Origin of the sequence: Lutispora sp. (assembly GCF_041687175.1) — a bacterium.
GTDB lineage: Bacteria > Bacillota > Clostridia > Lutisporales > Lutisporaceae > Lutispora.
Window position 1 is genome coordinate 1 of record NZ_JAWLCK010000030.1, and the last position, 26,998, is coordinate 26,998.

The window sequence follows — 26,998 nt, forward strand, 5'->3', positions numbered from 1 at the left end:
AATCACCAGACCAAAGCTCATTTATTGAGAAGTTCTCTGCGCCACCTAGTTTGTTTTTCTCTTCTTCCACTTCATTGATTAATTTTTCAATTGTTTGTGCATTGAAGTTAACATTTGTTATTGTGGTGAATAGACCTTTGAGCATCAGTTCAACTGCATTATCAGATGGTTCTTTGCCATAAGCAGCTCTTGCTAGGCCTACTAAAGAACATACCAATTCATCCTGTTTGTTTGCTACATCTGGCTGTTTTCCACAGACACCAACCTTGGTGCAGCCTTTTCCTCCTGCAGTTTGTTCACATTGAAAACAAAACATATTATTCATTTTTTTACCCCCTATAAACTAATATTTTTTTTAAAATCTTCATATAGTTGATAATTTTTAGGACAAGGTGACTTTACAACGAAAAATTCTAGCAAATCTTCATTTTCATTAAAAACATTCATTTTTGTGTTAAATGGTATGTTCACTATTTCTCCTTTAGCATAAGAATGAGTTTCTTGTTCATCCAATTGCAGGGAAAGAATGCCTTTTATTACTATCATGTACACATTTGAATTTGAGTAGTGTTCAGGAAACCTCTCACCCTTGTTTAAAACCATGTGGTTGATGTTTACATTTTCATCATCTATTATTCTTTCAATAGTTTTCTCGGTTGTAATAGTGTATTTATACTGCTTTTCCAGCACATTTTCACCTCCTAACCTTCAATAATGCTGCCGTCTGTTCCTATAACCACAATTCTCCAGGGTATCATCTTTCCGCTGTTTAGTAGAGCTTGCTTCACTGCATGTGTCAAGCCACCGCAGCAGGGTACTTCCATCCTAAGGACTGTAACGCTCTTTATATCGTTGTGCTTAAGTATTTCAGTAAGTTTATCTGCATAATCCACATTGTCCAGCTTGGGGCATCCAATCAATGTTATTTTATTCTTCATAAAATCATTATGAATATTTGCATAAGCATAAGCTGTGCAATCTGCAGCAATTAGGAGATTTGAATTATTGAAATAAGGTGCGTTAACTGGAACCAGCTTTATTTGGCAAGGCCACTGTCTTAGTTCAGATTCCATTTTTTTATGAGAAGAATCATGGCAATTGCAATTTGAATGTTCGATGCTATTGCTTTTTTCAATTACCCTGGCATGAGAACCTGGACAGCCACATGCTAATATATTATTAAAATGATTCTTTCTTTCTTCCATACGAGCCTTTACTGCTTCTTCGTCATAATCAGCTGCTTCTCTCTCTTCGATCTCTATAGCTCCTGTTGGGCATTCCGGCAAACAATCTCCCAGGCCATCACAATAGGATTCAGATATCAATTTAGCTTTACCATTTACTAATTCTAGTGCTCCTTCATGACAAGCATTTATACATAGACCACAACCGTTGCATTTTTCTTCATCAATTTTTATTATTTTTCTTATCAAAATATTTCCTCCTTCATTTACTTTATTTTATACATTAAGTATAATGATATCAGATAACAAAATCGGTAACCAAAGTTACAAAAGTGAGGGTTAATAAAAATGTATAAAAAATGGTTAAGTGTGCTTGCTGCATGTCAGTTATTTCATGGAATGGAGCAACAAGATTTGTACAATATGCTCATGTGCCTCAAGCCTAAAATAGAAAAATTCGAAAAGAACGATTTTATAAAATTTGCTGGAGATGAATTTGAAGGTTTGGGAATCATGCTATCCGGAAGTGCGGCAATTACCAAAGAAAATTCAATAGGAGATAGAGTAATAATAACAGTTGTAAAACAGGGTGATATGTTCGGGGAAATGGCTGCCTTTTCTGGGCATCGTAAATGGCCTGCAACTGTCATAGCCCAGGAACCTAGCTATGTAATATTTTTATCTTCAGAAAAAATATTGGGTGAATGTGAAAAACTATGTAAAAGTCATAGATTGTTAATTATGAATATGCTAAAAGTAGTATCAAACAAGGCCTTGCTGCTAAGCAAAAAGCTTGACTATTTAAGTATAAAAAGCATCAGGGGTAGAATTAGCAACTTGTTGCTAGATCATTATAATAAGATTGGGACACTGTCATTTATGATGTCATTAAACAGAAATGAAATGGCAGATTATCTGAATGTATCAAGGCCTGCCTTGTCGAGAGAACTGTGCAAATTGAGAGATGAAGGCATTTTGGATTTTTATAAGTCATCAGTAGTTATAAAAGATATTGAAGCTTTAAAGCTTATGGCTGAATAATATAGTTATTATATATGAGGAGGTTTGCAATGAGGATTTATACTAAAACCGGTGACAAAGGTAAAACCAGTCTCTATGATAATACCAGAGTAGATAAGGATAGCATAAGAGTTGATTGTTATGGAACAATCGATGAGCTCAATTGTTCTCTGGGCTTTGCCAAGAATTTCATTGATAATAATGAGATAGTTCAGGAGGTAAACAAGATTCAAAGGATGCTCTTCAATGTAGCAGGAGAGCTGGCTACAATTGATAGCAGTAAATTCCCACAGAGCATTAAGGAAGAAGATGTGCAGGATCTTGAGAAGCTTATTGACAATTTTATTGCCAGATCCAATAATACTCCTCAATTTATATTACCAGGCAGCAGCAAGGCCAGCGGTGCATTGCATATGGCAAGGACAATATGCAGAAGAGCGGAAAGAAGGATAATAACTCTCAGCAAAGAAGAATCTGTAAGTCCGATTCTTATGAAATATGTTAATAGATTATCCGACGCAATATACGCCATGGCAAGATTTTTAGAGGATGAAGTGGTCTTGGTTGAATTTGACAAGAAATCGTAAATATAACAACCCGGTATATAATCTCATATTTATCGGGTTGTTATATTTTAAGAATACATGCTTTATCTAAATACATTTTTCTATCGGCTTCAAGTAACAAATCATCATTGGTTTTCATAGAATTCTCTTTTGTGCTATAACCTAATGAAATATCTGGCTTAACCCTATCATCTTCATATAATGCACACATTCGTTTTATTCTGTTGCAAATCTTTCGAGCTTCCTTATTGGAGCAATTGGGAAGTATGATTGCAAATTCATCCCCGCCAATCCGTGCAATAATATCGGATTTTCTGCAGGACTTTCTTAGAATATCGGCCATTGTTTGTATAAGCTTGTCCCCAGCTTTGTGTCCATATAAATCATTTGTGCTTTTAAGGCCATTCATATCTCCCATTATCAGACTATAGGGAAATTCTCCTGATTGATTCATTTTGTCTAGTGTTTCATCAAAGTAAGCTCTGTTATATAAATCAGTAAGCTTATCGTGATAGCTCAAATGATAAATTTTACTCTCGGCTTCTTTTTTTAATGTTACATCTTGAAGCACTGCTTGTATTTCTGCGGTAGAATAATTTTCATTAATTATAAGAAGTCTACCTTCTAATATCACTTGTTTTTTGTTCTTGTTGATAATTGTCAGTTCTATATTATTGTTTTGAATTTTGCTTACAAGGCCAACTAATCGATTTTTTAAAATTTTTTCTTGAGATTCGGATAATATCAAAAGATCAAATATATTCATGTTCATTAACTCTGATTTTGAATATCCTGTTATATCAGCACAGGCATTATTAATTGAGGTAAACCTGCCTTTGCTATCAAAGGTACATATAAGGGCACAAGCATTTTCAAAAAGCTTTCTGTATCTTTCCTCACTTAATCTAAGTTTCTCTGCTGTTTCTTTTTGCTCAGTTATATCTCTTATGATACCCTTCTCTGCTATAGGGTTCCCAAGTGAATCTCTTTCCCATAGAGTCCATTCTTCAACCCATCTTACAGAACCATCTTTACACACCACTCTATAAGTGTGCTTAAATTCTTTATCACCAGAAGCCCTTTTTTCATATACAGCATTCTTGGTTTCTTCTACATCATCTTTATGGACAAAATCCCAATAATCAACTTTTCCGCTATAGAATTCTTCAGTAGTATAACCATAGTTAGAAATGTTTTCTGATACATACTTAACTGGAATACCGGGACCAATTGACCATTCAAAAACTACTATGGAGGTTTTTTCTATTATGTCATAGGCTTGTCTAAGTTTTTGGGTATAGATAGAAAGGTCGTTTATAGATGAGCTATCCAAATTCATTTTAGTTTGTACCCCCCTCAAAACCAAAATGCTTGTATACTATTATTATATCTATTAATTCTATGAAATCAAATAGTTATTCTGTATTATGATATAGTAGATAGAGAAAGATTTCACTCAGAAAAATTATGCTTTTCATATAAAAAGGAGGTGTTGCATTTGAAAGTATTTATAGGAATAGATGGTGGAGGAACGAATCTTAAAGCATTAATTGGTGACGAAAATAGAAAAGTCATAGGTAGTATAAAAAGTGGCCCAGTAAATTATCAATCTGTAGGCATTGATAGAGTTAAAGAGAGCTTTAGCTATTTGCTTAACTGGTGTAATAATGAGTATAAAATTACATATGAAGATATTAAGTGCATATGCATGGGTTGTGCTGGTATAAACAACAGAAAAGATGAAATGATTTATAAAGATATAATGAATGAATTAGGATATAGTAATAAATTGCTCATATATAACGATGCCTATGTTGCACTTGCAGAGGAAAACAGAGAGGTTGAGGGGGCAGTTCTAATAAGTGGTACAGGTTCAATAGCATACGGAATAAGCAAGGATGGGACTCATGTTCGTGTCGGGGGATGGGGTCATATTATAGGGGATGAAGGTAGCGGATATTCAATAGCCAGAAATGCTCTTAATGCAGTAGTGAGAAGTGCGGACGGTATTATTCCATACACCAGGCTCACTAAAGCTATAATGGATAAGCTTAAGGTTAACAGTTTGGAAGAATTAATGTCCTATATATATGCTCCCGGAATTCAAAAACAACATATTGGAGAGTTGGCTCCCATAGTGCTTGAAATGGCAAGTAGTGATAAAGCTGCAGAGAATATTGTAAAAAATGCAGCCTATGATCTATGTAAAATGGTTTATGCATTGAGAAGGAAGATGAACTTACAGAGCTTTACTTTGAAGTTGTCGGGCAGTATTTTAACAAAATCAGAAGTTATTAGAAATATTATTATTGATGAACTGAAACATAACTCACCAGAGATTCATGTAATAACATTAAAAAGCGAGCCAGCTTACGGTGCATTGGTACTGGCATGGAAAGAAGCTGCCATTTAGCAGCTTCTACTTGCACCATCCACATAAACAGCATACCCTTTCTGGAATAGACCCTTATAGTACTCTATCTGGAATCCTGGTATCAAATCAGCGATTTCCTTTTCTACAGAAAAGTTAATATTATCTATAGTATATGTTTCATCCCCTTCTTGAGGCTCACCCTGAGCCAATCCGAAAACAGGACCTGCTCAGCCATAACCTTTTATAACTATTCTATAATTTTTGGAATCACTTTCCTTAAGCTGCTTTTTAGCATTTTCTGAAATTGAAATATTCATAAATCTCACCTCATAGATTGTTACTATATACCCGCAGGGGGTATATTAATATTATACATAATTTTTTTTATTAATGCAATATACGAGCGTATAAGATTTGCTGTTGTACTATTAAGAATTCTTATGATGTGATATTATATATATTGTTGAAATTATTTTCCAAGATATGTGCATTAGGAGGAAGAACATGGAGAGGTTGAAGCGTTTTATTAGTTATTACAAACCATATAAAAAGCTTTTTTTCTTGGATATGATTTGTGCTTTTACTGCCGCTGGTGTAGATCTTGTGTTCCCTGTTATAGTATCTTTTCTACTGGATGAAGCTATTGTGGGAGGAAGAGCTTCAGTAAACCTCATTATAAAGATTGGTATAGGAATGCTGGCTCTTTATTTTTTACAATATGGATGCAATTATTTTGTTACTGCTTGGGGACATATTATGGGAGCAAGAATGGAATATGACATGAGAAATGATATATTTAATCATCTCCAAAAACTGTCTTTTTCCTTCTATGATAACAACAAGACGGGGCAACTCATGTCAAGAATAGTGAATGATTTATTTGACATATCTGAGCTTGCCCACCATGGACCTGAAGAATTATTTATCTCTTTTATAAAGATAGTCGGTTCTTTTCTCATATTGCTTAGTGTGGATTGGAAGCTGACTTTGATTGTATTTGCTTTTATACCGCCTATGGCCTTGTTTGCCTATATATATAATAAGAAAATGAGATCTGTTTTTATGAGAAACAGACAGAAAATTGCAGATGTAAACTCGCAGCTTGAGGACAGCATAGCTGGTGTGAGAGTGGTTAAGTCCTTTTCAAATGAGGGTATAGAAGTAAATAAATTTAAAAAAGGAAATAAAGAATTTCTACATACTAAAGAAGAGAGCTATGGATATATGGGCAAATTCTTTAGTGGTGTTACATTATTTCAAGGAATCATATATGTTATTACTGTTATATCAGGAGCTTTGCTGATGAAAATAGATACTGTCAGGCCGACGGATTTGGTAACTTTCCTGTTATACATAAACACTCTGTTAAACCCTATAAGAACATTGATAAACTTTACAGAGCAGTTTCAGAAAGGCATGACTGGTTTTGAAAGGTTTCTTGATATATTAGATACGAAACCTGATATTGTGGACTCTAAGGATAGTATAGAATTAAAGGAAGTAAAGGGTAAGATAACATTTAAAAATGTATCCTTTAAATACGATGAGAGCCGTTATGTCCTGGAGAACATCAATCTCAATGTAAATCCCGGAGAGACAGTGGCATTGGTAGGGCCTTCTGGAGGAGGAAAATCAACTATATGTAGTCTGATACCTAGATTTTATGAAGTAACAGAAGGACAGATACTGCTTGATGATATAGATATAAGGGATATTAAGCTGAGATCCCTGAGAAAAAACATAGGTATTGTACAGCAAGATGTTTATCTGTTTGCTGGTTCTGTTATGGATAATATAAGATATGGAAAACCGGATGCTACAGAGGAAGAAATAATAGAGGCTGCCAAAAAAGCTAATGCCCATGATTTCATAATGGAATTAGAAGAGGGGTATGAAACCTATGTAGGAGAAAGAGGGGTAAAGCTATCTGGAGGGCAAAAGCAAAGGATCAGTATAGCACGAGTGTTTTTGAAAAATCCGCCTGTATTAATCCTGGATGAAGCTACATCTGCATTAGATAACCAGAGTGAAAAAATTGTACAGGATTCATTAGAAAAGCTTTCTCAGAATAGAACAACCTTTGTAATAGCTCATAGGCTTTCTACAATAAAAAATGCCAAGACTATACTGGTTTTGACCGATGAAGGCATTGTAGAAAAAGGCAATCATCAGGAATTGTTGAATAACAATGGTGTCTATGCAGACCTATATTATGCTCAGTTCACAGATAAGCATTAGAAACTGATGTACAAAATCAGCCTTGAAGAGTGAAGATTCAAGGCTGATTTTATCACTATTGAAATATATTGTTGTTAATGTAATCCCAAATGTTAGTTTCGAGCCATCCGTCGCAGTTGTGTGTTATTTCAACTACCAAGAAGCAATCATTGGCATCTAGTACATCCTTAATTAACTCATATATTTTGCTTAAGTCATGTTCGGATTTGATTATCCATAAATTATCGAAGCATTGGACCCAATGATCATCATATGAGCAGTCCTTTATTATTTTATGAAGATTGTAGATGTTTTTACTATTCTTGTTAATATCATAGCTTATCAAGAAAGAACTCACGTTAACATCCCCTTTGCCAGGTTTTACTACCTATAAAACCTTACAAACTTAATGGAATAGATATCGCATAAAAGTAAGTCATCAGTTTCGGTTTCGTTGATTATGATGTAGCTGACTCCAACATCAACGAGCAAACCTTCCCTATCTACCAGCATATTGGTTCCTATTAAGAATTCAACCTTTACCCTAGAACCTATTTGGCTTCTTAAGTAGCCTTGGGTAAATTCTATATCCATAACTCCAAGAGGCATTGCTGATGGGGGCATATCTTGCATAGGCATTTGCATTCCCTGGAGCATTTGCGGAGTCTGAGGCATTTGAGTATCTTGAGGCATCATAGGCATCTGAGGTATATTTGGTGCTTGAGTCATCTGTGGTACCTGAGTCATTTGATTCTGCATCATTTGGTTGCCAAAGGATCCATATGGATAAGATGTTCCTCCCATTTGTTGTAAGGGTACAACAGGAATATTGTTAACTCTATAATTATCCATACAGCTCATTTTTACACTCCTTTCAAATCAAGTTAAGTAATATAATTGGGTAGGGTTATAGAAGCAATGCTGTTGAATCCTGGTAGCAAATGACCCTGTTCCATTCCTGGGAAAAATTTGAGGGCATACAGGTTGAAAAGGGTTGAAATACCATAGACTCCAGGATGCTCCCAATATCTTGTTTCCAGCAAGTGCCCAATCAGCCACTTGAAAGTGTATCTCTTCAGGGGGATTCGCCCATATAGTCTGGGGGTTAAATCTGCCACCAAGAACAGAAGTCATACAGTCGAATTGGCCAGGTTGGTTTAGTATTCTTCTTAAATCACCCTGACCAACTCTGAAATATTCACCGTTGGGTACATGAACCCTGTTCATGACCACAGTGGCAACAGCCTTCATGCCATTGTCACCTTCGCCGCCAGCTTCACACCTGATCAATCTTGCAAAGAGTTCACGAATGTCGTAAGCCATAACACACACCTCTAGCACAATGTTAATAACATTATATGTTCCAAAAAAAATGCTGCTACTGTTAATTAGGAGATATGAGAAAAATTATCTCTAGATAAGTTAACCTATGAGGTTATATAAAAGAAGAAACTTGTATTAAAAATTCAATGGAAATGTAGAAATCTATGTGTTATTGTCACAATATTTACAATAATGGGAATTGAACTATAATTGAATAATTATGGTTGTAAATATTCAAAATTATTGATAAAATGTAATGGAGAAATATTTGGACATTAAATATACCCCATAAAGATGACATGTTCTATATTATATCATAATATTTTGTGGGTGTATATTTTATGTAAAATAAATAAAAGAGGAGGTATCTTATGGACAAATTAATGGAAATCAATGGTATCATTAACGGTTTTGTTTGGGGTCCGTATATGTTGGTACTTTTGGTAGGCACAGGTGTATATCTAACTCTACGCACTAATTTTATGTCTATTGCAAAATTGGGTTATGTCCTGAAAAACACTTTATTCAAGATGTTTACCAAAGAGGGAAAAGGTGAAGGCGAAATTACAGCATTCCAGGCTGTTGCAACAGCTTTGGCAGCAACTGTAGGTACGGGTAATATTGCTGGTGTTGCTACAGCAATAGCATTGGGAGGTCCAGGAGCAGTATTTTGGATGTGGTTGTCAGCAATATTTGGAATGACTACTAAGTATGGTGAAGTTGTACTTTCTATCAATTACAGAGAGAAAACTCCAGATGGTCGTTTTGTAGGCGGACCTATGTACTATATTGAAAAAGGTTTGAAGATGAAATGGTTAGCCTATATATTTGCAGCATTTGGGGCTTTAGCAGCTTTTGGTATAGGTAACATGGTTCAGTCAAACTCTGTTGCTGCATCTCTTGAAGTATCCTTTGGAGTAAATAAGATAGTGACTGGCGTTGTATTAGCAGTATTATCAGCTATAGTTATAATAGGTGGAATAAAGAGAATAGGTCAAGTTACTGAAAAATTGGTACCATTTATGGCTGCATTTTATATTCTTGGAGCTCTATATATAATAATTACAAACATCTCACATCTTGGAGAAGCATTTGGAATGATTTTCAGTAGTGCCTTTACAGGCAGTGCAGCAGTAGGTGGTTTTGCTGGTTCAACAATGAAGATAGCTATGACAAGAGGTATTGCTCGTGGAGTATTCTCCAACGAGGCAGGTCTTGGTAGCGCTCCTATAGCTCACGCTGCAGCAACTACTGATCATCCTGTTCGCCAAGGTCTTTGGGGAATATTTGAAGTATTTGTTGATACTATAGTTATTTGCTCACTAACTGCTCTTTCAATCATAATGTCAGGAGTATGGAGCAGTGGAGCTACTGGTTCAGAACTGACAACAATGGCATTCAACGAAGGTCTTCCAGGTCCTGGAGGATATATAGTATCTATAGGTATATTGCTGTTTGCATTCTCTACTATATTGGGTTGGGCATATTACGGAGAGCGCTGCGCAGAATATCTCTTTGGATCTAAGGTTAATAAGATATATAGAATTCTATGGATACCTTTTATAGTAATAGGTGCCATAGGCGGTTTGAACGCTCTTTGGGACTTGGCAGATACACTCAATGGTTTGATGGCAATTCCTAACTTGATAGGTGTTCTAGGCCTCAGTGGTGTTGTAATCAAATTGACTAAAGAGTATTTTGCTAATGAGTTAAATGAAGCTAAAAAGAATCTAAATGTTTAGATAAAATTAAAATAAAGCGAGGGAGTGATACCCTCGCTTTATTTATAAGTTTTGATATATTCTTCAATAAGTGTGTCATAGGCCTCCATTAGCCTAAGGATGATTTCATTTTTAGGAGAATCATACGAAATATCATTTACTCTTGAAATTGGAAGCACCTTTGGTGATGTACCTGTTATGAACAGACCATCACACTCGTTTAGAAAGGATTTATGGATTGATTTCTCAACCACATCAATACCAAGGTTTTTCGCTAATTCAACTATTCGAGTTCGAGTTACCCCTAAAAGCACATCCTGCTTAGGTGACGTAAATAGTAAACTGTCTTTTACAAAAAAAACATTTGATTTGCTTCCTTCAGTTATGTAATCTTCTTCATTTAATAAAAGTGCCTCATATGCATCATGTCTTAGAAGTTCTTTATTAATTTTTTCTCTCAATTGGGCATTTTGTACTTTTGCATTAGGGTTTTCTCTTATTGCCTTGTATAGTATTGTATCAATACCTTTATCATAAAGCTCTTTATCAGGGTAGTTGCTTTTAATGAAAAACAATGAGTAATTTATTATATTTTTTTTGTCGCTATATACTAAAATTTTAATATTTTTATTAGGTCTATTATTTATATCTATCAGTTTATTTATATCTGAGGATATTTTACCAATTAAATTTGTTAAATCAATATCAATCATATCTGAAGAACTTAACAATCTAGTCATATGTTCTTCCCAAAAAAGAGGGACTCCATCTATAACTCGTATTACCTCATAAACTATATGTGAAGAAGAATCATTATGAATAGATTCAGATTCATTATTTATAATATTGCCATTATGTATTGAGTACTTTTCAATAGCTTCGCCATTCATTCTATCATCTCCATTGTTATTTATTACTTCATCTTAGTATTATATCACAGTTGTATGTAATATGTATTTATTTTTTGCGGTGCTGTTCATTATGATTGTGCATTGAAAGCAAAGGAGAGCCTCTTTTTTACCTTATTAGGATATTTGTGTATTACCGAAAAAATGTTATAATTACTTTTAAACCTGTCAATTTTTGCATATAATTGAACGAGACAATTATAAATTGGGACTAAACATCCACTGAGTGTTAATCAAGTCAATGTGAGCCTAGGAAAGATTAGTTCAGTGCCAAATATCTGTTATATTAGGAGTGATTTTATGCCTGATACATTAGAAATACTGTTAAGGCTTGGAACAGCAGCTATTCTAGCAGGATTAGTAGGACTGGAAAGAGAAACATCAAAGCGTCCTGCGGGATTTAGAACCCACATATTAGTAAGTGTTGCTTCCTCACTGGTTATGATAGGTAATTTATATGCATTTGAATTGCTTAAATATCAGACAAATATGGACCCTATGAGATTAGGAGCTCAGGTCATAAGTGGCATAGGTTTTTTAGGGGCCGGTACAATTATAAAAGAAGGAGTTACAATAAGAGGTCTTACAACTGCGGCAAGTCTTTGGTCTGTTGCATGTATAGGCCTGGTATGCGGTTTAGGTTTTTACTTGGGAGCAATATTTGCAACATGCTTTGTTCTCCTATCCTTGATCACCTTGAGTAAAATTGAAATAATGATAAACAAAAAGAATGAATATGTGAATGTAGTTATAAAATCCGTAGACAGACCTGGACAATTAGGGAGAATAGGTACAGAATTAGGAAAGATGAATATTACCATCAAGAGCATTTCGATTGAACCTGTGGATGACTATAATGTTATAATAAAACTTGTACTTAAAGGTAATAAAGATGTAAAAACTGAGGATATAATCAAGTCAGTAACATCTATAGAGGGTGTAAGCCTCATAGAGATGTGAGAATTTTCTTCCACTATAAAAAAGAATAGTGTATAATATTTACAACTGCATAATAATGAATGCAGTATAATAACTATATGAGGTACAAAAGAAGATGGGTAAGTATGATAAAATAAATATTTATAAAAGATTTGCGGTTATGGGTGGCACTTTCGATCCAATACACTATGGCCATTTAGTAACGGCTGAAGCTGTAAGAGATAAATTTAAATTGGAAAAGGTGCTTTTCATGCCTACCAATAACCCTCCTCATAAAATGCACAGACCCACTACTGATGCATATCACAGATATCTTATGACGGTTCTGGCTACAATAACAAATCCATATTTCGAGGTTTCGCGCCTGGAAATAGAAAGAAGTGGTATCACTTATACTGTCGATACAATCAGGGAGCTTCGAAGAATACATGGTGAGGATGCAGAAATTTATTTTATAACGGGCGCAGATGCAATTTTAGAGATACTAACCTGGCATAATGTGGAAGAGTTATTAGGAATGTGTCAATTTGTAGCTGCTACAAGACCTGGGTTTTATTATCATGATATGGAACAAAAGCTTGAAGAGATCAAGTCTAAATATGATAAAGAAATATATAGTATTGAAGTACCTTCTTTAGCTATTTCGTCTACAGATATAAGGTATAGAATAAATAATAATAAGACCATAAGATATTTATTGCCAGAATCTGTAGAGCATTATATTAGAAAAAACAATTTGTATTTGGAATAGTGGAGTTTTATCATGATAGAGCTTAATTTAATTCATGAATATCTCAAGAGTCATTTGTCACATAAGAGATATGTGCATTCCATAAATGTTGCTGATATTGCTGAATCTCTTGCTCATCATTATGGCGTAGATGAATATAAAGCCAAATTGGCAGGATTAGTACATGATTGCAGTAAAGAAGAAAGATACGAAGATTTAGTCTATTATGCTAGAAATTGTGGATTTGAAGTAGACGAAGAAAGCTATAGTATACCTGAAATTATACATGGTCCTGGTTCAGTTTATATAGCCAGAACCCTATTTGGCATAGATGACAATGAAATACTTTCTTCAATCAGATATCATGTGACAGGTAGAAAAAGTATGACTTTGATGGAGAAGATCATTTTTATTGCAGATTATATAGAACCGTCCAGGAAGTTTGAAGGTATAGATAAGGTTAGGGCTTTAGCTTATGAAGATATAGATAAAGCCTTGCTATTTGCTTTTGATCTGACTATCATATATATTATTGATAGAAGGGGACTGCTTCATCATGATACAGTCAATGCAAGAAATTTTCTAATTTATAATTCCACACAATTATGAATGGAGTGTTATCATGAAGAGATTTATAATAATTTTTACTATTTCTTTTTTAGCCTTTGCTTTGATTATCGGAGGAGCCGCTTATTATTATCTAAGCAAGTTTCAGCATGATGATGCAGAATATGCCCAAATTGTAGAAGAAAATCCTAATCTTCAGCCACCAAGCGCTAAAGATGATCCAATAGTGAATTTTCTTGTAATGGGCATAGATGATGCAAGGTCAGATTTTATGATGGTGCTGAGATACAACAAAGATAATAATAAAGCAGCAATTATTTCTATCCCAAGGGATACCAGGGTTTATATCGAAAATTACGGTTATGATAAAATCAATCATGCAGTGAGTAAAAAAGAAGGGGCCCTTTTAGCGATGGACACTGTAGGTAAGCTTCTGGATATACCCATTCATTATTATTTTGAAATGGATTTTAAAGGCGCTGAAAAGATAATTGACATAATGGGTGGAGTAAAGATAAATGTACCTATAAACATGAAGTATGATGATCCTACTCAGGACCTTCATATAGATATTAAGGCAGGAGAGCAGATTTTAAACGGAAAGAATGCAGTACATTTTGTAAGATATAGGGCAACCTATACCAATGGAGATTTAGGCAGAATAAATGCTCAGCAGCAGTTTGCTAAGGCGTTGATAAAGCATATGACCAGTCCTAAAATATTACCTAAAGCTTTCTCCATACTGGATACTGCAAGCAAATATGTTAAAACTAATATGGAGCAATCTGAGTTAGCCTCCTATGCATTAAGGTTAAAGGATATTGATTTGGAGAATATTAAGATGTATACAATACCAGGAGATGCGGCGTATATTGATAAGATATCTTACTATATTTGCGATGAGGAAGAATTGAAACAATTTAATGAAGAAATAAGCAGTGATATTGGTGTTCAAAAAAGTGCAGGTGAAAACATACAGGATTTAGAAAGCGCTGGCGCTGATGCTGTCAGCTAGAATTTAATAGATTATATAACTAATATACTGGAGGGATATTATTGGAGGAAACTTCTAGAATGAAGGTTGATAGAATTGTACAGACACTACAGGATAAAAAGGCAAAGGATATAAAGGTTCTTGATATTCGTGATTTGTCTACCTTGTGTGACTATTTTGTTATAGCAACAGGAACTTCAACTACTCATGTTCAATCTCTTTGTGATAATGTAGAAGAAAACATGGATAAAGAGGAATATAAACTGCATCATAAAGAAGGCTTTAGAAATGGCCGATGGATTCTTCTGGATTATTATGATGTTGTAGTCCATATCTTCTATGAAGAGGAAAGAAAATTTTACAACCTGGAACGACTTTGGGTTGATGCAAAAACTCTTACTATAGAGTAATAACTATAAATAAAATCTCACTTCCATTATGGATGTGGGTTTTTGTTTATGGTACAATGTAAATAGCGAGTATTTATAGGGAGGGTAAACTTTGAAGAATAAACTACATCCGATATTGGAAGCCTTGATTCCCATAGTTGAAGCTTTGGCACAGACCTTCGGCAAGAATTGTGAAGTAGTTCTGCATGATGTAAAGAATCCACAGAACTCTATAATATCTATATCTAATGGTCATATTACAGGCCGCAAAGTTGGGAGTCCTATGAGTGAATATGGCCTTTCAACGCTTAAAAAGGCACAGTTTGATAAACATAAAATAAACTATATGAAAAAGTCCAATGACGGAAGAATTCTCAAATCTTCTCTTATATATGTTAAGGATGAAAAAGGAGAAGTGATAGGATTCTTATGTATAAATATTGATATATCGGAAATTACTGTAGTAAAGAACATTCTAAATGATATGTTCGAAATAAATACTCCTGAGACCTCTTCTGAAAGTCAGGAGGAAAGCTTCGGCAGTACAATAAACGAAGTCTTAAGCAATATTGTAGATAAGACGTTAGAGAAATATGGTAAACCCGTGGCTTTTATGTCAAAGGAGGATAAAGTGAACATTGTTGAAACCTTAGAGGAGAAAGGTGTATTTCTGATAAAAGGGGCAGTAGACTATGTTGCAAAGGTGCTATGTGTTTCCAGGTACACAATTTATAATTACTTGGATGAAATAAGAGTAAATTCATAAATTTTCAGGAGGTATAAAGATGGTTAAAGAAGTTATAAGTACAACTAAAGCTCCAGGAGCTATAGGTCCATACTCACAAGGAATAAAATTTGGGAATTTGCTATTCGTTTCAGGCCAAACACCTTTGAATCCTGAAACAGGAAAGATTGCTGAAGGGGATGTACAATCTCAAGCAAGGCAATGCTTGGAAAATATCAAGGCTATACTTGAGGCTGCAGGCACTAATCTTGACAATGTGTTAAAAACTACAGTTTTCATCAAAGACATGAATAGCTTTAGTAAAATAAATGAGATATATGCTCAATATTTTACAAAAAATCAACCTGCCAGATCCTGTGTAGAAGTTGCAAGATTACCAATGGATGTGCTTGTAGAGATTGAAGTAATAGCATACATAGGATAATGCTATAAAAAGAGGCCCATCACCAGATGCGGCCTCTTTTTCTATTCATAAATAGAACAGGAACTTCTCTTTTTCTTCTTCTCTTTTTTCTAAGGTAGCGGCTATATACTACAATTGTTCTCCATAAAAGATAGGCTATAAACAACCTCAGCAGCCATTTTAAGAATGGTTTAGATGTTTTTTCAGGCAATAGCAAATCTTCAGCTGCCATTAAGCTTATCTTTTCAATTTGTTGCCCATCTATTGAATAGCTTATATAACCAAGTATTTGATTTTTTTGTATAGGCTTTATAATATCATCTATCAAGGTAATGTTGCTCTCAACATTCGAAATCTCTTTATCTGACAAAATAAGGTCAAAATCATCAGCAGCCAGAAGGTTTAATTTCTCGTCGGTTTCAGGTACAGTGATAGTGGTTACTATCTGGTTTTTTGTTAGCAGCTTTTTGCTTGAATAATTATTAAATCCATACTCAAACAACTTTACTGTGTTTGTATATACATTTGATGTGTTGCTTATACTGTTTTCGTTCATAACGACAGAAATCAGCTCTGTTCCATCCTTTAGTGCCCCAGCTACCAGATTATTCTTTGCCTTTGTTGTATAACCTGTTTTTATTCCTATGGCATATTCGTAACTAAATGTTTTATTTTGCTTCCATATTAGTTTGTTGGTGTTTGTTATATAATTTCTTTCAGGCTGCTTATTGGTTTCTGGAATAGTATAATTTACCGTACTTACTACCTCTCTAAATTTCGGTAAAGTCATTGCATGTTTGGCTATTAATGCCAGATCTTTAGCTGTAGTCACATGATTGTCATCATGTAGACCGTTTGGGTTTACAAAATTGGTATTAAATGCTCCTAATTCTTTAGCCCTCTTATTCATCAGTTTTGCAAAATCTTCTACAGAGCCGGATATATGCTCTGCAATGGCAACTGCTGCATCATTTGCTGATTCAAGCATCATTGCATACAATAGCTGTTCCAATGTTAATTGCTCTCCAGGAATCAGATAAATCTGGCTGCTTCCTCTTTCAACAAGTGGAGGATTAGTACCAATAGTTACTATATCATCTAAATTTCCTTTTTCAATACACAATATAGCCGTCATTATTTTTGTGGTGCTAGCAGGGAACCTCTTCACATTACTTTCTTTTTCATATAACACCCTTCCAGTTTCTGCATCCATAAGAATAGCTGAGGGGGAAGTAATATCCGGTTCTGCCCATGTAGTGCTAAAACTGCAAATAAAAACTAAAACTGTTGCTAATAATATAAATTTTTTTCCCATTGCTGCCTCCGTCTATGTTCTTGATAAAAATAGTATATCAAAAAAAGACAGAAAAAACATTATTCCTATAAAAAATGTTTGAAAAACAAGGATTAATCTGATAGATGTAGAACTAAGTAGTATTAAAAATGAGGGGTGTGGATAATTATGAGTACCAGAAAAGAAAAGATACTTCTTTGTATTATAATTATTCTTTCCTTTGCTCTCATAGGAACTATATATATTAACTCTCATAAAGCCACTGAAATATCATTGGAGGATAATGAATATGAAGAGGTAGAAAAGATTTCAGATTTAGACGAAAGTATTGTTGAAGAATCTGTAAATATCGGGGTACATATCAGCGGGGCAGTTAGAACACCCGGATTTATATGGATAAAAGAAGGAACCAGGTTAGGAGAAGCTCTTGAGTATGTTGGTGGAGCTCTTGTTGATGCAGATCTGAATGCTGTGAATTTGTCAAAAAAGCTGATGGATGAAGAAAAGGTTTATATACCCAAAATTGGGGAAAAGATAGAACAAACAGAGTTAACACCACATAATAGTCATACTATAGGTACTAGTAGCAATACTGGTAATGAGAAGATAAACATAAACACTGCAGGAATATCAGAACTGGACAGCCTGCCGGGAATTGGAGAAGCATATGCAAAAAGGATAATAGAATACAGGGAATCCAATGGCCCTTTTAAAAGTATTGAAGAAATAAAGAATGTCACAGGGATAGGAGAAAAAAGATATGAATCAATTAAGGATTTGATTAAGGTAAAATAATTGTGTTAAAATAACGGAGATATTTGCCACGTTTATTGTAACACACAACTAATGCTGCAGATGAAGGAGATGATGAAATGGATATCAAGGACAAGAGACTTACTCAGATGACAGAGAGTTCAGGCTGAGCAGCTAAAATAGGTCCTGAGACCTTGGCGCAAGTTTTGCGTCATTTGCCTAAGTTTTATGACGATAATCTAATAGTTGGTTTGGATAAATCTGATGATGCTGCTGTTTATAAAATAAATGATGATACCGCAGTAATACTTACTATGGATTTTTTTACACCTGTGGTTGATGATCCATATAAATATGGACAGGTGGCAGCCGCCAATTCTTTAAGTGATGTATATGCAATGGGTGGTAAGCCCTTGACGGCTATGAATATTGTGTGCTTTCCAAATTGTCTTTCAGTAGATATACTGGGACAGATATTAAAAGGTGGAGCAGATAAAATATTTGAAGCAGGTGCCGTGGTAGCAGGAGGTCATAGCGTAGAGGATAATGAACCTAAGTACGGATTATCTGTTATGGGTATGGTTCACCCTGATAAAGTCATTACGAACTCTGCTGCAAAGCCTGGAGATGTATTAATACTGACAAAACCTTTAGGTCTTGGAATACTCAACACCGCTATAAAAGCAGACCTGGTTAATGAAGAAGTAATAAACAAAGCTATAGAAATTATGTCTTATTTGAACAAGGACGCATGTGAAGCAATGCAGACTGTTGGAGTAAATAGCTGCACTGACATTACAGGTTTTGGATTATTAGGCCATGCTTTGGAGATGGCAGAGGGAAGCGATGTAACAATTGAAATATGGTCTGATTATTTACCGATTATTAAAGAAAGCATTGAATTAGCAAAGATGGGTATTATTCCCGGTGGCGCTTATAGGAATCAAGAGCATGTAGGTGACAAGGTAGTATTTGTTAATAGCATAAATCAAGAAATAAAGGACATATTGTTTGATCCCCAAACATCTGGAGGTCTATTGATTTCAGTTGCCGAAGATAGGGCAGAGAAGCTTTTGAGTTTACTGAGGAAGAATAATAAAACAAGCTTTAGTATGATTGGAAAAGTGAAAGAAAAGGATAAAAAACCTTTAGAGGTAATCTAATTAATGGAGGATGAGTATGCCTGATAAAAAAACACTGCTTAGCAGTATACCTTCTGTTGATGAATTACTAAACAATGAAAATATAAAAAAGCTATTAGAAATATATCCAAGATCTGTACTCGTAGATTCCATCAGAGAATTCTTGCAGGAGTACAGAAACAGTATTTTGCATGCATCGGATATTGATAAATTAGTGTTGAATGAGAATTCCATCATTGATGGAATAAGTCTCTATGTAAAAAAGAAGATGAGCAACAATCTAAAAAATGTTATAAACGGTACCGGTGTTGTACTTCATACAAACTTAGGGAGGGCTTGTATAAGCTCTTCTGTAATCGGAGACCTGGTAAAAATCTCATCCAGATATTCCAACTTAGAAATGGATCTTGATAAAGGGATAAGGGGATCCAGATATGATCATGTAGAAGATATACTATGCCATCTCACAAATGCTGAAGCAGCTATGGTTGTAAATAACAATGCTGCTGCTGTAATGCTGGTTCTAAGCACCATGGCCAAATGTGGGGAGGTAATAGTGTCAAGGGGGCAGCTTGTTGAGATTGGAGGGTCTTTCAGAATTCCTGATGTTATGGCTCAAAGCGGAGCAAAGCTTGTAGAAGTAGGCACCACTAACAAGACTCATTTGTGGGATTACGAGAAAGCAATAAATGAAAATACTAAAGCATTGATGAAGGTTCATACGAGCAACTATAGGATATTTGGGTTTACTGAAGAAGTTGCTTCGGAAGAATTGGTATCTTTGGGTAGAGAAAAAGGTATACCAGTTATAGAAGATTTAGGAAGTGGCATGCTTTTAGATTTATCAAAGTATGGATTGCCTTATGAACCTACGGTACAGGAGGCAGTTGCTTCAGGTATGGATGTAGTAACCTTTAGCGGAGATAAGATGCTCGGAGGACCCCAGGCAGGTATAATAGTTGGGAAAAGGGAATATATAGAAGCAATGAAAAGGAATCCGTTAACAAGGGCCTTTAGAGTTGATAAAATGACTCTTGCAGCCTTGGAAGGAACACTAAAACTTTATCTGGATAAGGATAGAGCGTTAAAAGAGATACCTGTTTTAAAAATGCTTACTGAGGACAACAAGGATATAAGGAAAAGAGCAGAAAAATTATACAATAGATTAATATCTTCTTTACCAGATAGCTTCTTTATATCAATGGAAGATGATTATTCAGAAGTCGGAGGAGGTTCCATGCCTATGCATAGGATGCCTACTACAGTGATTAGCCTATACTCTGATAGGTTTACAGTGAATCAGCTTGAAAAAAAGCTTAGAAGTAATGAAATCCCTATTATTACACGCATAAATAAAGACAAAGTTCTAATAGATATAAGAACGATTTGGGAAGATGAGTTTAATGTAATAGAAGAAGCATTAATTAGGGCTTTGAAATAACTTGATTGAAAGAGAGGTTTCAGCTTTGAAACATGTGATTATTGGAACTGCCGGGCATATAGACCATGGAAAAACCACATTGATTCGAGCTTTAACAGGTAAGGATACAGACAGGCTTAAAGAGGAAAAGGATAGAGGTATATCCATAGAGCTAGGATTTACTTATTTTGATCTTCCAAGTGGAAGAAGAGCTGGTATTATAGATGTACCAGGTCATGAGAGATTTATTAAAAATATGCTGGCAGGTATTGGCGGCATTGACTTAGTATTGCTTGTGGTTGCAGCAGATGAAGGTGTTATGCCTCAGACCAAGGAACACTTAAATATATTATCTTTATTAAAGATAAAAAAAGGGATTATAGTACTGACAAAGACAGATATGGTAGATGAAGAATGGCTGGAAATTATCGTTGAACAGGTAAAAGAAGATGTTGCAGGTACTTTTTTGGAGGATGCAACTATCATACCTGTATCCTCAGTTACAAGAGAAGGTTTTGATAGGCTAGCGATGGAAATAGACACACTGACAGAGATAGTTGAGACTAAGGATGTTGATAAACCTTTAAGGCTGCCTGTAGACAGAGTTTTCAGCATACCGGGATTCGGAACTATTGTCACAGGTACTTTGATCTCTGGAACAATAAAAGAAGGGGATAAAGTTATGATCTATCCACAAAAGCTTGAATCCAGAGTTCGAACAATACAGGTTCATGATATAAGTGTAGGTGTAGCTGAAGCTGGACAGAGGGTAGCCATGAACCTTGCAGGAATTAAATTGGAAGAAATAACAAGAGGCGATGTGGTTGCTGCAATAAATTCTATGGAGCCTACATTCATGTTTGATGCTAGATTGGAACTATTAAAAGATGCAGAGAGAAGTATAAGCAATAGGGACAGATTAAGAATATATCATGGCTCTGCTGAAGTATTTGGTCGAGTCGTACTTCTAGACAGAGAAGAATTAGTACCCGGAGAAAGTGCTTTTGTGCAAATCAGGCTTGAGGAAGAAATAGCATGTTTAAAAGATGATCGCTTTGTTATAAGATTCTATTCCCCTATGATAACAATCGGAGGAGGTACTATACTTGACCCTAATCCTCCAAAGAGGAAGAGATTTAAGGAAGAGATTATTGAAGAACTTATGATTAAAGAAAAGGGAAACCTGGAAGATATAATAGAGCAGTTAATAATGAGATTGAGTGAATTCTATCCCGATGCCGCTTCAATAGCAAAAGCTGCCGGCAATATTCCTATAGAAAACTGTAATTCGGTACTAGAAAAGCTAGAGGGACAAAATGCCATAAAAGCCTTTAAAACCAATGAAGGAACCTTTTATGTTCACAATGAGTTTTTAGAGGATTTGGAACAAAAAGTTAAGATAGTGCTTAATGATTTTCATAAGAAAAATCCCCTTAAAACAGGAATGTCTAAGGAAGAGCTGAGGACAAAGGTATTGCATTCCACAAAACAAAGGATAAGCGATGAGCTTTTTGGTCACTTGGTTTCAAATAGGATAATAAAGATAAGTGAGCAAAGTGTATCTTTATGGGACTTCAAAGTTAAGTTTTCTGACGAACAAGAGAAGATAAGAAAACTTATCATGGATATATACCATGAGAACAAATATAATCCACCTAAGTTTAAAGAATTGGTGAATATGCTTAAGCTTCAAGAAAAATCTGTTGCACCTGTATTTAATGCTCTAGTAAGCAGCAGCCAATTGATCAAGGTTGATCAAGAAACAGTTTTTTCTTCGGAAGCCATAAAAGATGCAACAGATTTGATAGTGAACTACATTAAAGAAAACAAATCCATACAGCTTGGTGAGTTTAGAGATCTGTTGGGAACCAGTAGAAAATATGCTATGGCTATACTGGATTATTTTGATCAGAATAAAATTACCAAGAGGGTTGAGGATAAAAGAATACTGTATAGTGGCAAATAAATAGATGAAAGAGGGGAACAATATGGGAGAGCAGTATAAATTTTTTTCCCATGAAAAATGTGAGTTTTACCCATGTCATAAAGTTGGAGATAGCAAAAAAATGAATTGTTTATTCTGTTATTGTCCATTGTATGCACTGAAAGAAAAATGTGGAGGAAACTTCAAGTATATGGAAGATGGGATAAAAGATTGTAGCAGTTGCTTTATACCCCACAGTGAAAAGGGATATGAGTATATAATGGAAAGAATATCAGGGCTCATAGATATGGCTAAGAAATGACTAAAAAAACCTCTCATGACGAGAGGTTTTTGCTTACAATTGGCGGGAGTATGTGGGAATCGAACCCACCCAGGAAGCTACCAACTCCCCACGCTGGTTTTGAAGACCAGAGGGCACACCAGCACCCATCTACCCCCTTGTTTAGCTCCGTTAACTATAATATCACAGGAAATGAATAAAAACAATTGATTTTTTGTTTGACATAATCTGCTATTGTGAAAATATATCAATATAGTTATTATGTCCAGAGTTATATGAGTATATAATTGTTAAGCACAAAAATTATACTTGGCAATGTTACCAGGAACAAAAGTGTTGTTACAAATACAGCCACTGAGGTAAAAGTCGGTTCTGCATTAAACTGTTTGGCCAATATGGCATTGGTAGAGCCAGATGGGGCAGCCGCCAATATGGTACATAAAGAAATTACCGTATCATTTATACCTAACCAACTAAGTATAAAAGCTAGAGTAAAGGGTATCATTAATAATCTAAAAAAAGCAATTACTCCAATTTTCCAATCAAATAAGCTTTTTATTGAATTTATATCCGCAATAAAGGAACCAATTAACATCATGGATATTGGAGTTGTCATGTCTCCTGTCATATCTAATGCACTTAGTAGAATTGAGGGCATTCTGATTTTTAATATAAATATTATTATTGTTGCAGCAGAAACTATTGTGCCAATATTCAATAGCTTCTTAAAATCTATGGACCCTTCTTTATTAATTATTAATATACCATATGTCCACAAGAATATATTAAATATCAAATTTGCAACTGTTGCATATAATACTCCTATTGATCCAAAAATAGCGTTGGCTATGGGAAAGCCTATGAAACCAACATTAGCAAAGGTGAGCAGATTGATGTAAATATCAGCAAGTGGAGACTTAAACCTGAAAAGTTTTGCAGTGATGTTGGCAAACAATATGACTGCAATATAAAGGGCAAGTGTTATGTAGAATATCTGCAGCATATTAGGCAAGGTCTCCGAATCATAGCTCACATTTATTGAGGAGAGCATTAGAGCAGGTAGACTTATATTTAGTAAAACATTTGATAAAGATTTCTCCGTACTCTCATTTATTAATTTTGATTTTTTAGCGATGAATCCTATGCACATTATTATAAAAAGGATTAATATCTGATTTATTACTATTTGAAGACTCATAATCCACCTCGAAACTCATGAAATGGGAATAACATTAAACAATATAACATAAATTTTATCTAGAAGTCAAAGGGTTAACAGATACTTTGTTATGGAGCAGGTGATTATATGGAAGAAAAAAATCAATCATATATAGAACATCCAGATCCCCTATTAAAAGACATAAGGATTCTAATTGATATACTAACTCCTCTTGTAAGCTCTTATAGACTATTAGTAGGAGCTGCCGATGAATTTAATAAGATCACATTGGCTCATAAAAGTGATTTGGAGGGAGCTATTAATAGAGCTGATGACATGGGTGATATAATAGATGAAATTGATGATAAGCTGAAAACCCTTGTAAAAGCTCTATTGAGAAAAATTGAAAGCAATTACAGCTGCGATAAAAATTTTAAACAGGAGTTATAAGCTTCTTCAATTAAATTTCCTAAGTCCTCAGAGGAGCCTCCTCCTAAAGCGGTTTTAGGGCTGCCTCCACCTTTGCCCTGTATCATAGGTATAACAGATTTTAATAACATATTCATATCCATATCAATGTCATTTGAACGGCTGAAGATTATCTGAGCATTATCATTTATGACACCAAGCAAAGCTATGGTTTTCTCATATGCTGTTATTTCTGACGCTATATTTTTTATTTCATCAAACTTTCTGTTGTAATAAATTGATTTGATAATCCTAATGTTATTTACTGTATCAGATCCATTATAGAGTTCTGCTGCTTCATATTTCAATAATGCTTTATTTGCATTTGAATACTGCTTATTGAGGTTTTTATTTTCTTCAATCAGCCTTTCTACTGCTTTTTCCAAATCAAAATCCCTTACAGATAATTTTGCACATAAGGATTGAAGGACCAGATTCTTATTACCATAATCCATTAGTGCTCTCTTTCCACATAGGAACTGGAATCTGTAGGATGACTTTAATTTTTCCCATTTCAAAATCTTAATAATGCCTACTTCCCCTGTGGTCATGACATGTGTACCACCGCATGGATTGTAGTCAATATCCCCAATTTTGACTATTCTGATATTATCTTTAACACTAGGCTGTTTTCTTAATGGCAATTTTTTTAACTCTTCTTCATCTACTATAGATGACGATATGGGTAAATTATTATATATGATTTCATTGGCCATAGATTCCACCCTATTGCAGTCATCCTGATTAAATTCTTTGATGTCTATTTCAATACTAACAGTGTTCATGCCTAAATGAAAGCTATCGGTATTGCCGCCAAACAATTCCAGAAAGCAGCATGATAGAATATGTTGACCTGTATGCTGCTGCATGAAATCATATCTTCTATTCCAGTCTATTCTGCAAACTACTTTTTTGTTGCTAATTTCATGATTAACAAGATGAAGTATTTGACCATCCTTCTCAATAATGTCTATCACTTCATATTCATCTATGTATCCTCTGTCTGAAGGCTGACCGCCTCCCTCTGGATAGAAAGCAGTTTTATCCAGCATCACTGCATACAGATCATTGTAAGGTATAGATTCTACAATATTAGCTTCAAATTCTTTTATATAAGAGTCCTTTAGGTATAGCCTATAAGTCATTTTTCATCCTCCATGATTAATCTATTGAAAATTATGTTTCATTAAATAGTTTATCCATTCCACTAATGTTTGTAAATATGCATAGAACAACCCTGGATAATTCATATAATATATCAGAAGAAAGGAGGGACAGTATGTTTAGCGAAGCTATTATCATACCTGTAATAATTGCTGTAACAGAAGTTCTCAAAGGCTTAGGATTGCCGAGACAGTTTGCGGCAGTGGCTTCTGTAATCCTGGGTATTATAGCCGGAGTGTTTTACCTTGATCATCCCGAACTCAAAATGAGAATATTTCAAGGGTTGGTCTATGGACTTTCTGCAGCTGGCTTATACTCAGGAGCAAAGAATACTATACAGGAAATGAGAAAACGAAGGAAATAAACTTTGTGGAAAATAATGGTTAAATAAAAAAGATAAATATAGCAATAATATATAGTGTGTAAAGAATACAAAAGAGACAATTTTTGGAGGTGAGTTCTGTTGGATGAAGAAAACAAGAACAACAATGAAACCAGAAGAGCTACGGGAGGAAGCGTTGTAGGATTTATTATTAGATTTGTAGTTGCAGCAGTTGTCCTATTAGTTACTTCCTGGTTGGTTCCGGGCTTTTCAATAAGGGGATTCTGGACCGCATTGATAGCAGCTTTGATAATTTCCGGAGCTGATTATTTAATCGGCAGGCTTTTCAATTTTGATGCGGCACCATTGGGAAGAGGATTATCCGGATTTATAATTTCAGCAGCCATTATATATTTTACTCAATACTTTGTAGGTAATATGGCTGTATCCATTTGGGGCGCATTAATAGGAGCGCTAGTGATCGGCTTGATTGATATGCTGTTGCCCACCAGGTTTATGTAAAACTGCCTTCGGCAGTTTTATTTTTTATGCGTCATTTTCAGAACACGGATTTACACGGATGAAACCACAGATTAACACGGCGGGTTCTTTTTCTAAGAATACTTCGCTAAGAGTTACAGGCAAAATCAATAAATATGTTCACTTGCACATATGCTTATTCTTTAGTTAGTGTAACGTACTTAGATTTACTTGAAGCGCTACAGTATGTGCATAATTAATATGTATAATTTAGTGTATTTAAGTGAAGTCTTAGTGACTTTTAGTGTTCTTATCAAAAAAATCCCGCCGTGTGAATCCGTGTTCTTCCAGATGACCCAAAAGGAATATCCTACGTAACGCAACCAATGGTTAGCATATATCTAATATGCACGCTTTAGTGGTTAGTGCCGTGTAAATCCGTGTTCCTAATAAGACCCCAGAGGAATACCTAAATCTGAGTTCTACTATTA

Annotated in this window: 31 protein-coding genes, 1 tRNA gene and 1 pseudogene; 20 read left to right on the top strand and 13 right to left on the bottom strand. The window is 34.9% G+C overall.

What is annotated here, in order from left to right:
* The 3 genes and pseudogenes from ACESM9_RS06585 to ACESM9_RS06595 form a co-directional block, all read right to left on the bottom strand.
* Positions 1–325, bottom strand: a pseudogene (locus tag ACESM9_RS06585) (hydroxylamine reductase); the annotation flags it as partial.
* 11 nt (positions 326–336) lie between these two features.
* Complete coding sequence (locus tag ACESM9_RS06590) at positions 337–690, bottom strand: cupin domain-containing protein (protein WP_372996518.1); 354 nt, start codon at positions 688–690, stop codon at positions 337–339.
* An 11-nt stretch (positions 691–701) separates the two neighbouring features.
* Positions 702–1,433 (bottom strand): ATP-binding protein, encoded by a 732-nt coding sequence (locus ACESM9_RS06595; RefSeq protein WP_372996520.1) that lies wholly within the window; start codon positions 1,431–1,433, stop codon positions 702–704.
* 99 nt (positions 1,434–1,532) lie between these two features.
* Between ACESM9_RS06595 and ACESM9_RS06600 the strand changes: the two genes are divergently transcribed.
* The gene (locus ACESM9_RS06600; RefSeq protein WP_372996522.1) at positions 1,533–2,225 is read left to right on the top strand and encodes a Crp/Fnr family transcriptional regulator; all 693 of its coding nucleotides are present in this window, start codon (positions 1,533–1,535) and stop codon (positions 2,223–2,225) included.
* A 29-nt stretch (positions 2,226–2,254) separates the two neighbouring features.
* Positions 2,255–2,791, top strand: coding sequence for a cob(I)yrinic acid a,c-diamide adenosyltransferase (locus ACESM9_RS06605; RefSeq protein WP_372996523.1), 537 nt, complete (start codon positions 2,255–2,257; stop codon positions 2,789–2,791).
* A gap of 40 nt (positions 2,792–2,831) precedes the next feature.
* Here the strand turns inward: ACESM9_RS06605 and ACESM9_RS06610 are convergent, their stop codons facing one another.
* The gene (locus ACESM9_RS06610; RefSeq protein ID WP_372996525.1) at positions 2,832–4,109 is read right to left on the bottom strand and encodes a diguanylate cyclase domain-containing protein; all 1,278 of its coding nucleotides are present in this window, start codon (positions 4,107–4,109) and stop codon (positions 2,832–2,834) included.
* Between the two features lie 159 nt (positions 4,110–4,268).
* Here ACESM9_RS06610 and ACESM9_RS06615 point away from each other — a divergent pair, with 159 nt between their 5' ends.
* On the top strand, positions 4,269–5,183 hold the full coding sequence (locus ACESM9_RS06615) for an N-acetylglucosamine kinase (RefSeq protein WP_372996527.1): 915 nt from the start codon (positions 4,269–4,271) through the stop codon (positions 5,181–5,183).
* Here the strand turns inward: ACESM9_RS06615 and ACESM9_RS06620 are convergent.
* Positions 5,180–5,353, bottom strand: a complete 174-nt coding sequence (locus tag ACESM9_RS06620; protein WP_372996529.1) for a hypothetical protein — start codon at positions 5,351–5,353, stop codon at positions 5,180–5,182. The genes ACESM9_RS06615 and ACESM9_RS06620 overlap by 4 nt on opposite strands.
* A 295-nt stretch (positions 5,354–5,648) precedes the next feature.
* On the opposite strand from ACESM9_RS06620, the gene ACESM9_RS06625 reads away from it, so the two are divergent.
* The gene (locus tag ACESM9_RS06625; RefSeq protein WP_372996531.1) at positions 5,649–7,382 is read left to right on the top strand and encodes an ABC transporter ATP-binding protein; all 1,734 of its coding nucleotides are present in this window, start codon (positions 5,649–5,651) and stop codon (positions 7,380–7,382) included.
* 55 nt (positions 7,383–7,437) lie between these two features.
* Here the strand turns inward: ACESM9_RS06625 and ACESM9_RS06630 are convergent, their stop codons facing one another.
* Genes ACESM9_RS06630 through ACESM9_RS06640 form a run of 3 tightly spaced genes read right to left on the bottom strand, consistent with a single transcriptional unit; the run spans position 7,438 to position 8,684 of the window.
* Positions 7,438–7,719 carry a hypothetical protein gene (locus ACESM9_RS06630; protein WP_372996533.1) on the bottom strand — a complete coding sequence of 94 codons (282 nt, stop codon included), beginning with the start codon at positions 7,717–7,719 and terminating at the stop codon, positions 7,438–7,440.
* A gap of 26 nt (positions 7,720–7,745) precedes the next feature.
* On the bottom strand, positions 7,746–8,222 hold the full coding sequence (locus ACESM9_RS06635; protein ID WP_372996535.1) for a hypothetical protein: 477 nt from the start codon (positions 8,220–8,222) through the stop codon (positions 7,746–7,748).
* Positions 8,223–8,240: 18 nt separating this feature from the next.
* Positions 8,241–8,684, bottom strand: a complete 444-nt coding sequence (locus ACESM9_RS06640; RefSeq protein WP_372996537.1) for a cell wall hydrolase — start codon at positions 8,682–8,684, stop codon at positions 8,241–8,243.
* Between the two features lie 371 nt (positions 8,685–9,055).
* Here ACESM9_RS06640 and ACESM9_RS06645 point away from each other — a divergent pair, with 371 nt between their 5' ends.
* Positions 9,056–10,426, top strand: coding sequence for an alanine/glycine:cation symporter family protein (locus ACESM9_RS06645; RefSeq protein ID WP_372996539.1), 1,371 nt, complete (start codon positions 9,056–9,058; stop codon positions 10,424–10,426).
* 38 nt (positions 10,427–10,464) lie between these two features.
* Here ACESM9_RS06645 and ACESM9_RS06650 read toward each other — a convergent pair whose 3' ends face one another.
* Positions 10,465–11,295 (bottom strand): aminotransferase class IV, encoded by an 831-nt coding sequence (locus ACESM9_RS06650; RefSeq protein WP_372996541.1) that lies wholly within the window; start codon positions 11,293–11,295, stop codon positions 10,465–10,467.
* A 318-nt stretch (positions 11,296–11,613) separates the two neighbouring features.
* On the opposite strand from ACESM9_RS06650, the gene ACESM9_RS06655 reads away from it, so the two are divergent.
* The 7 genes from ACESM9_RS06655 (at position 11,614) to ACESM9_RS06685 (ending at position 16,101) form a co-directional block, all read left to right on the top strand.
* The gene (locus tag ACESM9_RS06655) at positions 11,614–12,273 is read left to right on the top strand and encodes an MgtC/SapB family protein (protein ID WP_372996543.1); all 660 of its coding nucleotides are present in this window, start codon (positions 11,614–11,616) and stop codon (positions 12,271–12,273) included.
* A 94-nt stretch (positions 12,274–12,367) separates the two neighbouring features.
* On the top strand, positions 12,368–13,003 hold the full coding sequence (gene nadD, locus ACESM9_RS06660) for a nicotinate-nucleotide adenylyltransferase (protein WP_372996545.1): 636 nt from the start codon (positions 12,368–12,370) through the stop codon (positions 13,001–13,003).
* A 12-nt stretch (positions 13,004–13,015) separates the two neighbouring features.
* On the top strand, positions 13,016–13,591 hold the full coding sequence (gene yqeK, locus ACESM9_RS06665) for a bis(5'-nucleosyl)-tetraphosphatase (symmetrical) YqeK (RefSeq protein ID WP_372996547.1): 576 nt from the start codon (positions 13,016–13,018) through the stop codon (positions 13,589–13,591).
* 13 nt (positions 13,592–13,604) lie between these two features.
* Positions 13,605–14,564, top strand: a complete 960-nt coding sequence (locus ACESM9_RS06670) for an LCP family protein (RefSeq protein WP_372996549.1) — start codon at positions 13,605–13,607, stop codon at positions 14,562–14,564.
* 59 nt (positions 14,565–14,623) lie between these two features.
* On the top strand, positions 14,624–14,953 hold the full coding sequence (rsfS, locus tag ACESM9_RS06675; RefSeq protein ID WP_372996577.1) for a ribosome silencing factor: 330 nt from the start codon (positions 14,624–14,626) through the stop codon (positions 14,951–14,953).
* Positions 14,954–15,044: 91 nt separating this feature from the next.
* Positions 15,045–15,698, top strand: a complete 654-nt coding sequence (locus ACESM9_RS06680; RefSeq protein ID WP_372996551.1) for a transcriptional regulator — start codon at positions 15,045–15,047, stop codon at positions 15,696–15,698.
* Positions 15,699–15,717: 19 nt separating this feature from the next.
* On the top strand, positions 15,718–16,101 hold the full coding sequence (locus ACESM9_RS06685; RefSeq protein ID WP_372996553.1) for a RidA family protein: 384 nt from the start codon (positions 15,718–15,720) through the stop codon (positions 16,099–16,101).
* 19 nt (positions 16,102–16,120) lie between these two features.
* On the opposite strand, the gene ACESM9_RS06690 is transcribed toward ACESM9_RS06685, so the two are convergent.
* Positions 16,121–17,395 carry a D-alanyl-D-alanine carboxypeptidase family protein gene (locus ACESM9_RS06690; protein ID WP_372996555.1) on the bottom strand — a complete coding sequence of 425 codons (1,275 nt, stop codon included), beginning with the start codon at positions 17,393–17,395 and terminating at the stop codon, positions 16,121–16,123.
* Positions 17,396–17,542: 147 nt separating this feature from the next.
* On the opposite strand from ACESM9_RS06690, the gene ACESM9_RS06695 reads away from it, so the two are divergent.
* The 5 genes from ACESM9_RS06695 to ACESM9_RS06715 all read left to right on the top strand — a co-directional run bounded on the left by ACESM9_RS06695 (position 17,543) and on the right by ACESM9_RS06715 (position 22,935).
* Positions 17,543–18,169: a helix-hairpin-helix domain-containing protein gene (locus ACESM9_RS06695; RefSeq protein ID WP_372996557.1), complete on the top strand. Its 627-nt coding sequence runs from the start codon at positions 17,543–17,545 to the stop codon at positions 18,167–18,169.
* 77 nt (positions 18,170–18,246) lie between these two features.
* On the top strand, positions 18,247–19,290 hold the full coding sequence (gene selD, locus ACESM9_RS06700; protein WP_372996559.1) for a selenide, water dikinase SelD: 1,044 nt from the start codon (positions 18,247–18,249) through the stop codon (positions 19,288–19,290).
* A 16-nt stretch (positions 19,291–19,306) separates the two neighbouring features.
* Positions 19,307–20,710 (top strand): L-seryl-tRNA(Sec) selenium transferase, encoded by a 1,404-nt coding sequence (gene selA, locus ACESM9_RS06705; protein WP_372996561.1) that lies wholly within the window; start codon positions 19,307–19,309, stop codon positions 20,708–20,710.
* A gap of 25 nt (positions 20,711–20,735) precedes the next feature.
* Positions 20,736–22,655, top strand: coding sequence for a selenocysteine-specific translation elongation factor (selB, locus tag ACESM9_RS06710; RefSeq protein ID WP_372996563.1), 1,920 nt, complete (start codon positions 20,736–20,738; stop codon positions 22,653–22,655).
* Between the two features lie 22 nt (positions 22,656–22,677).
* Complete coding sequence (locus ACESM9_RS06715) at positions 22,678–22,935, top strand: cysteine-rich small domain-containing protein (protein WP_372996565.1); 258 nt, start codon at positions 22,678–22,680, stop codon at positions 22,933–22,935.
* A 40-nt stretch (positions 22,936–22,975) separates the two neighbouring features.
* Here ACESM9_RS06715 and ACESM9_RS06720 read toward each other — a convergent pair.
* Together ACESM9_RS06720 and ACESM9_RS06725 are read right to left on the bottom strand one after the other, a co-directional pair.
* Positions 22,976–23,072: transfer RNA gene (locus tag ACESM9_RS06720), tRNA-Sec, on the bottom strand.
* Positions 23,073–23,185: 113 nt separating this feature from the next.
* The gene (locus tag ACESM9_RS06725) at positions 23,186–24,112 is read right to left on the bottom strand and encodes an AEC family transporter (protein WP_372996567.1); all 927 of its coding nucleotides are present in this window, start codon (positions 24,110–24,112) and stop codon (positions 23,186–23,188) included.
* A gap of 108 nt (positions 24,113–24,220) precedes the next feature.
* Here ACESM9_RS06725 and ACESM9_RS06730 point away from each other — a divergent pair, with 108 nt between their 5' ends.
* Positions 24,221–24,523: a hypothetical protein gene (locus ACESM9_RS06730; RefSeq protein WP_372996569.1), complete on the top strand. Its 303-nt coding sequence runs from the start codon at positions 24,221–24,223 to the stop codon at positions 24,521–24,523.
* Here ACESM9_RS06730 and ACESM9_RS06735 read toward each other — a convergent pair.
* Entirely contained in the window at positions 24,487–25,686 is a 1,200-nt protein-coding gene (locus ACESM9_RS06735) for an alanyl-tRNA editing protein (protein ID WP_372996571.1), read from the bottom strand. The two genes, ACESM9_RS06730 and ACESM9_RS06735, sit on opposite strands and share 37 nt — an antisense overlap.
* 134 nt (positions 25,687–25,820) lie before the next feature.
* Between ACESM9_RS06735 and ACESM9_RS06740 the strand changes: the two genes are divergently transcribed.
* Both ACESM9_RS06740 and ACESM9_RS06745 read left to right on the top strand, forming a co-directional pair.
* Positions 25,821–26,069 (top strand): hypothetical protein, encoded by a 249-nt coding sequence (locus ACESM9_RS06740; protein WP_372996573.1) that lies wholly within the window; start codon positions 25,821–25,823, stop codon positions 26,067–26,069.
* Between the two features lie 99 nt (positions 26,070–26,168).
* A complete protein-coding gene (locus tag ACESM9_RS06745; protein ID WP_372996575.1) occupies positions 26,169–26,549 on the top strand; it encodes a phage holin family protein in 381 nt (126 codons plus the stop codon).
* Positions 26,550–26,998 lie beyond the last annotated feature (449 nt).